Source organism: Nocardia sp. NPDC004718, from assembly GCF_053601535.1.
This window is the reverse complement of record NZ_JBSGCA010000050.1, coordinates 42,141-48,693: the sequence shown is the minus strand read 5'-3', so window position 1 is coordinate 48,693 and position 6,553 is coordinate 42,141. Positions and strand designations below refer to the sequence as shown.

Here is a 6,553-nt window from a genome sequence, read left to right as displayed (position 1 = left end):
TCAACATCGAGCACGGCCTCTACCACTGAGCTACAGACGCGCAGCGGCTGAACGGAGCCCCCTGTCAGGATTGAACTGACGACCGCTCGCTTACAACATCGAGCACGGCCTCTACCACTGAGCTACAGACGCGCAGCAGCTGAACGGAGCCCCCTGTCAGGATTGAACTGACGACCGCTCGCTTACAAGGCGAGTGCTCTACCACTGAGCTAAGGAGGCGGGAAAGCGGTTGTCATCATAGCCCGGTACGCCGTCCGCATCACAACGGAATCCGCGTTCGGCACCGAACGCGACCGTACCGGCCCGGCAACCGCTTTCGAACGAAGCGATCGAGCATGTGCCGTTCGCGGCCCGGCTCATAGCCGAGTGGCCGCCGTGTCCGCGACGAAGTCGCGAGCGGCGGTCACTCGGACGGGAGCCGTCAGGGAGCCACGAACACGCCGCGCCGGAGGCGCGGCAGATCAGACAGAGCCCTGACGAGCCGCGTCGTCCGCGGCCATGGCGTCGCGCAGGCTCTTCGGACGCATGTCGGTCCAGTTCTTCTCCACGTACTCGACGCAGGCGGCGCGGCTGTCCTCACCGAACACGACTCGCCATCCGGCTGGAACCTCTGCGAAGGCCGGCCACAGGGAATGCTGTTCCTCGTCGTTGACCAGGACGAAGAAGCGGCCGTCTTCATCATCGAAGGGGTTGGTGCTCAATTTCACCTCACTGGATACTGGCGCTATGTACGGGATCGCTCCTGGTTCGCACGGTGCCGGGTTGCTTCCAATCCCTGGCGCCGAGAGACCCGAGCGTTGTTTCGACACTAGCAAGCAAGACGTTACGCCTGGGCGGTTACCTATGCCCGCACCTCGGCCCGACTCGCAATCAGGACGCAAAGAAGTCCAGGAGAATCTTGTTCACCGCCTCCGGCCGCTCCAAATATCCGAAATGCCCGGCGTCCGGTACCTCCTGGTACCGCGCACCCGGAATGACCTCGGCGATCTCCCTGGACAGATACGGCGGAATCATCCGGTCGTCGGCGAATCCGACCGAAAGACAGGGCACCCGGATCGCCCGGTAGGCCTGCACCCGGTCGAAATCGTGATCCATCCTGCGCTGGGCGCGAATGCCCGGCGAGACCGGCCCGCCGGTGAACTCGAACAGGTCGAGCCAGTCGCGCGCGGCGTTCGGCTCGGCCATGGTCGCGGGCGAGAGATTCATGACCGCGGTGATCGCCGCCTCGTATTTCGGCGGCAGTGTCACCCCGCCCGCGTCGAGTTCGTGTTCACCGAGCGAGAGCGTCTTCTGGAACTGGTCCAGCCGCCCGTGCCCGGCCATGAACACGGCCTTGCGGACCAGCTCGGGGCGGGCCAGTGCCAGCTCCTGCGCCACGCGCGCCCCCATCGAGGTGCCCACCACCAGCGCAGGGCCCTCGTCCAGGAATTCGATCAGGGCGGCGGTGTCGGCGACCAGCTCGTCGATGGTCATGCCGGAGGCGGCCTCGAAGGACGGCGCGATCCCGCGGTTGTCGAAGGTGCACACCCGGTAACCGGCCGCGACCAGGGCCGGAACCTGGTGCAGCTCCCACACCCGGCCGGGACTGCCGGTGCCCATGATCATGACCACCAGCGGCGCGGAGCCCTTGGCGCGGTCACCCTTCACCTGATAGTTGAGGGAAATCCCGTTCACCGTGGCCAGCGGCATGTCGTCGACCCTTTCGTGGAGTTGGTGCTGCGCTCCCCACGGTATAGGGACCAGCGCGGAAGGCACGTCGACCGGGGTGTCCTGGCGGCGCGTGCCGCCATTGCGCCAACGCCCCGGCGGGCGCGCCTCCCAGCGTCGCATACCATTGACTTTTCGCAGGGTAAGAGCGCACGAGCCGGGAGGACTTGACGATGGCCGCGAAGGGCAGCGCCAACGACATTGCGGACGACGATCTGGAACCACTCGCCGACGAAACGGCGCGTCAGGCGCAGCGAGTGGTCGCGGCCTACGCCGAGGACGCGGACGAATGCCGAATGTTGTTGTCTATGTTGGGTATTGGACCGAACGCTCGAGGCGAATAATCTCGTTCTCGACGCCAACGGCGACGTCGACTACACAACTCCAGCGGGATACAGCAACGCGCAAAGGATGCGTGAGTGGACCAGATGAATCCGTCCGACGACTCCGAGCACGCCAGAGACACCTCGACTGCTGACGCCGCGGCGGAAACCACCGGCTCCGGTACTGGCTCCGGTTTCGTCGTCGTCGCCAACCGGCTCCCGGTCGACCTCGAACGACTGCCCGACGGCAGCACCAGGTGGAAACGCAGCCCGGGCGGTCTGGTGACCGCGCTGGAATCGGTCTTGCGCAACAACAAGGGGGCGTGGGTCGGCTGGGCGGGCGTCCCCAACGTCGACGTGGATCCGATCATCGAGGACGGCCTCGAACTGCATCCGGTCCCGTTGTCGGCCGACGAGGTGGCCGACTACTACGAGGGCTTCTCCAACGGCACACTGTGGCCGCTGTACCACGACGTCATCGTGCGGCCGGTCTACGACCGCAGGTGGTGGAGCGCCTACGTCACCGTGAACCGGCGCTTCGCCGAGGCCACCGCCAAGGTGGCCGCCGAGGGCGCGACGGTGTGGGTACAGGACTACCAGCTCCAGCTGGTGCCCAAGATGCTGCGCATGCTGCGTCCCGACCTCACCATCGGGTTCTTCCTGCACATCCCGTTCCCGCCGGTCGAGCTGTTCATGCAGATGCCGTGGCGCACGGAGATCGTGGAGGGCCTGCTCGGCGCCGATCTCATCGGCTTCCACCTGCCCGGCGGCGCGCAGAACTTTCTCTATCTGGCGCGCAGGCTGGCCGGTCAGCCGACCTCGCGCGGGTCGGTCGGCGTGCGCTCCAAGCTCGGCGTCGTCCAGGTCGGTTTCCGCACGGTGCGAGTCGGCGCGTTCCCGATCTCCATCGCCTCCGCCGAGCTGGACGAGCACTCCAGGCGCAGATCGGTGCGCGAGCGCGCCGCCAAGATCCGGGCCGAGCTGGGCAATCCGAAGAACATCCTGCTCGGCGTCGACCGGCTGGACTACACCAAGGGCATCGATATCCGCCTCAACGCGCTCGAGGAGCTGCTCGTCGAGGGCCGGATCGATCCCGCCGACACGGTCATGATCCAGCTGGCCACGCCCAGTCGCGAGCGGGTGGAGAGCTACATCCAGATGCGCGGCGACATCGAACGCCAGGTCGGCCGGATCAACGGCGAGTTCGCCCGGGTCGGCTACCCGGTGGTGCACTACCTGCACCGTCCGATCCCGCGCGACGAGCTGGTCGCGTTCTTCGTCGCCGCAGACGTGATGCTGGTGACGCCGCTGCGCGACGGCATGAACCTCGTCGCCAAGGAGTACGTCGCTTGCCACAGCGGGCTCAACGGCGCCTTGGTGCTGAGCGAGTTCACCGGCGCCGCGGCGGAACTGCGGCAGGCGTACCTGTGCAATCCGCACGACCTGGACGACGTGAAGGACGCCATCGTCGCGGCGTTGGAGGACGAGCGCGACGTCAAACGCAGGCGGATGCGCTCGCTGCGCAGGCAGGTGCTGGCGCACGATGTGGATCGCTGGGCCCGGGCCTTCCTCGACGCGCTGGCGCAGGACCAGGTCGCGGGCAGCGCGCTGCTGACCGACGACGACGTCTATCCCGAGGACCGCGAGCCGCGCTGAGTAGGCCGTTCACAGGAATCACCCAGCTTCGGTCCAGGAAGTTCGCAGGCGAACAGCGGACGATGAAGCCATGAGTGGCGCCCCCGTGCAGCAGACACCCGAGGCCAGGGTGCTGGTGGTCGACGACGAGCCGATGATCGTCGAACTGCTCGCGGTGAGTCTGCGCTATCAGGGCTTCGAAGTCGACACCGCGGCCGACGGCGCGCAGGCGCTGGACAAGGCGCGCAGCTTCCGTCCGCAGGCGCTGATCGTGGACGTGATGATGCCCGGCATGGACGGCTTCGGCCTGCTGCGCAGGTTGCGGGCCGACGGCATCGATGCGCCCGTGCTGTTCCTGACCGCGCGCGACGACGTGCAGGACAAGATCACCGGCCTCACCCTCGGGGCCGACGACTACGTCACCAAGCCGTTCAGCCTGGAGGAAGTGGTGGCCCGGCTGCGGGTGATCCTGCGCCGCGCCGGGCACGCCGCGCCGCAGCGGGAAAGCTCGCGCCTCCGTTTCGAGGACATCGAACTCGATGACGACACCCACGAGGTGTGGAAGGCGGGCGAGCCGGTCGCGCTGTCGCCCACCGAGTTCACACTGTTGCGCTACTTCATGGTCAACGCGGGCACCGTGCTGAGCAAACCGCGCATCCTCGACCACGTCTGGCGCTACGACTTCGGCGGCGAGGTCGGCGTCGTGGAAACCTACGTCTCCTACCTGCGCAAGAAGGTCGACACCGGCGATGCCCGGCTGATCCACACGCTGCGCGGCGTCGGCTACGTGATGCGCGCGCCCCACCGCAAGAGCGGTTCATGAGCCGGGGCCGGATCGTCGGCGCGCGCGCGAAGGTTTCCGGCTGGCTGTCCGCCGTTCCGCTGCGCGTGACCCTGATGGTTCTGTTGGTGCTCACGGCGGGGCTCGGCTTGCTCGTCTCCGGCATGGTGGTCACCTCGGCCCTGGAACAGCAGCTGACCGCCCGCACCGACCAGCAGTTGCGCGGAGGCGCGATGGAATGGTCCCGGCGTGGACCGCCGCCACCGGTGCTGCCGCCCGACCCACGCCACGCCCCCAGCCAGTTCTGGGTGCGTTCGATACGCACCGACGGGCGCGCGTTCCTCATCCCGGCGTTCGCCGTCGACGCGGAGCCGGTGCTGCCTGCCACGCCGCCGACGGGCCCGTACACCGTCGACTCCGCGAACGGAGGAGCGATCCGGTGGCGGGTGCTGACGCTGCGCACACCGGAGGGCACGACGACAGTGGCGCTGCCGCTCACGCAGAACACCGACACGGTGCACCGGCTCGTGGTGCTGGAGCTGATCGTCGGGGCGGTCGTCCTGGCCGTGCTGGCGGTGCTCGCGTACTTCATGGTGCGGCGCAGCTTGCGGCCGCTACGCCGAGTGGAGAGCACCGCCGCGGCCATCGCCCAGGGCGACCTGCACCGCCGGGTGCCGGTGCGCGACACCAACACCGAGGTCGACCGGCTGTCCAGATCGCTGAACGGGATGCTGACGCAGATCCAGCGCGCGTTCACCGCGACCGCCGCGTCCGAGGAGGCGGCCCGCAGGTCCGAGGACCGCATGCGCCGTTTCATCGCCGACGCCAGTCACGAGTTGCGCACCCCGTTGACGACGATCCGCGGGTTCGCGGAGCTGTATCGGCAGGGCGCGACCGACGACCCCGCCGCGTTCATGGACCGCATCGAGCGCGAATCCCAGCGGATGGGCGTGCTGGTGGAAGACCTGCTGATGCTCGCGCGGCTGGACGCCCAGCGCCCGCTGGAACTCGGCCCGGTGGACCTGCTCGCCGTCGCCAGCGACGGAGTGCACAACGCGCGCGCCGTGGTCTCCGCCGGCCACTCCGACGGGCCCGTCCGCACCATCGAGCTGAGGATCGAGCCGGGCGAGGGGACGCTCGAGGTGATCGGCGACGAGGCGAGGCTGCGCCAGGTGCTGAGCAATCTGCTGAACAACGCCCTCACCCACACCGCGCCCGACGCGAAGGTGACGGTGCTGCTCACTCCCGGCCCCGATGATGTGCTGCTCGAGGTGGCCGATACCGGTCCGGGACTGACCGCGGAGGACGCCGAACGCGTCTTCGAGCGCTTCTACCGCGCCGACACCTCCCGCGCCCGCAGCAGCGGCGGCACGGGTCTCGGCTTGTCCATCGTGCAAGCGCTGGTGACGGCGCACGGCGGCGAGGTGGGCGTGCAAAGTACACCCGAGGCCGGGACGACGTTCACGGTGCGGCTGCCGCGCACAGTGTCATCGGAATCGGCCTAGCGCAATCCAGCGGACCGGCGTCAGACCGGCGTCACCGCCGATACCAACCAGTGCGAATCGGACTTGGTCAAGGAGACGCGTACCCGGCTGCCGGTGGTGGTGCCCTGCGGGGTGTCCTTGCTCGTCATCACCTGGTTGAGGAACAGCAGGACCTGCGCGTGCGAGCGGTCGGCGGAGATGACGCCGGCCGCCTGGGTGGTCGCGGTGACGGTGAGCTGCTTCTCCTTGGCGCCGGGAGCGATCTGCTTCTCGATCAGCGTCAGGTAGTCGGCGCGGAAGTCGCCGCTGAGGTTGTCGGCGGATTTGCGCAGCTCGGTGTCCACGGTCTGCGGGTTGTAGGTGAACATGGCCTCGAGAGTGCGGCCCGCCGTCGCGACCGCGTCCTTGCGCGATTGCTCGGCCTGCCGGTCATCCCAGTAGCGGTAACCGTTCACGCCGCCGACGACCGCGGCCGCCGCGACCACCACACCGAGCACCGCGAGCAGGATCTTGGCGCGAAGGCCGTTCATATTCATGCTGTGTCCTTTCCGGCATGAACGGGGCCCTGCGTGGTCACGCTCCGCTGCCGCCTCCGGGCCTGACCGTTCATGCTGTGTCCTCTC

Annotated in this window: 7 protein-coding genes and 1 tRNA gene; 4 read left to right on the top strand and 4 right to left on the bottom strand. The window is 68.1% G+C overall.

Going from position 1 to position 6,553, the window contains the following annotated elements; translation table 11 throughout:
- Positions 1-147 precede the first annotated feature (147 nt).
- From ACWEH3_RS29110 to ACWEH3_RS29100, 3 genes are all read right to left on the bottom strand, one after another.
- Positions 148-219: transfer RNA gene (locus ACWEH3_RS29110), tRNA-Thr, on the bottom strand.
- A gap of 242 nt (positions 220-461) precedes the next feature.
- Positions 462-701: an MbtH family protein gene (locus tag ACWEH3_RS29105; protein WP_067795192.1), complete on the bottom strand. Its 240-nt coding sequence runs from the start codon at positions 699-701 to the stop codon at positions 462-464.
- 169 nt (positions 702-870) lie between these two features.
- On the bottom strand, positions 871-1,689 hold the full coding sequence (locus ACWEH3_RS29100) for an alpha/beta fold hydrolase (RefSeq protein WP_450022514.1): 819 nt from the start codon (positions 1,687-1,689) through the stop codon (positions 871-873).
- Positions 1,690-1,880: 191 nt separating this feature from the next.
- Here ACWEH3_RS29100 and ACWEH3_RS29095 point away from each other — a divergent pair, with 191 nt between their 5' ends.
- The 4 genes from ACWEH3_RS29095 to ACWEH3_RS29080 all read left to right on the top strand — a co-directional run bounded on the left by ACWEH3_RS29095 (position 1,881) and on the right by ACWEH3_RS29080 (position 5,951).
- Entirely contained in the window at positions 1,881-2,051 is a 171-nt protein-coding gene (locus ACWEH3_RS29095; protein ID WP_169334155.1) for a hypothetical protein, read from the top strand.
- 84 nt (positions 2,052-2,135) lie between these two features.
- On the top strand, positions 2,136-3,686 hold the full coding sequence (locus ACWEH3_RS29090; RefSeq protein WP_450022512.1) for an alpha,alpha-trehalose-phosphate synthase (UDP-forming): 1,551 nt from the start codon (positions 2,136-2,138) through the stop codon (positions 3,684-3,686).
- A gap of 70 nt (positions 3,687-3,756) precedes the next feature.
- A complete protein-coding gene (locus ACWEH3_RS29085) occupies positions 3,757-4,488 on the top strand; it encodes a response regulator transcription factor (protein WP_450022507.1) in 732 nt (243 codons plus the stop codon).
- Positions 4,485-5,951, top strand: a complete 1,467-nt coding sequence (locus tag ACWEH3_RS29080; protein ID WP_450022505.1) for a sensor histidine kinase — start codon at positions 4,485-4,487, stop codon at positions 5,949-5,951. The genes ACWEH3_RS29085 and ACWEH3_RS29080 overlap by 4 nt, the downstream gene beginning before the upstream one ends.
- 20 nt (positions 5,952-5,971) lie before the next feature.
- On the opposite strand, the gene ACWEH3_RS29075 is transcribed toward ACWEH3_RS29080, so the two are convergent.
- Positions 5,972-6,466, bottom strand: coding sequence for a h domain protein (locus ACWEH3_RS29075; RefSeq protein WP_450022503.1), 495 nt, complete (start codon positions 6,464-6,466; stop codon positions 5,972-5,974).
- Positions 6,467-6,553: the final 87 nt, after the last annotated feature.

Coding starts and splice junctions, on each gene's coding strand:
- ACWEH3_RS29100 (WP_450022514.1), bottom strand. CDS start 1,689: ATGCCGCTGGCCACGGTGAACGGGATTTCCCTCAACTATCAGGTGAAG.
- ACWEH3_RS29095 (WP_169334155.1), top strand. CDS start 1,881: ATGGCCGCGAAGGGCAGCGCCAACGACATTGCGGACGACGATCTGGAA.
- ACWEH3_RS29090 (WP_450022512.1), top strand. CDS start 2,136: ATGAATCCGTCCGACGACTCCGAGCACGCCAGAGACACCTCGACTGCT.
- ACWEH3_RS29085 (WP_450022507.1), top strand. CDS start 3,757: ATGAGTGGCGCCCCCGTGCAGCAGACACCCGAGGCCAGGGTGCTGGTG.
- ACWEH3_RS29080 (WP_450022505.1), top strand. CDS start 4,485: ATGAGCCGGGGCCGGATCGTCGGCGCGCGCGCGAAGGTTTCCGGCTGG.
- ACWEH3_RS29075 (WP_450022503.1), bottom strand. CDS start 6,466: ATGAATATGAACGGCCTTCGCGCCAAGATCCTGCTCGCGGTGCTCGGT.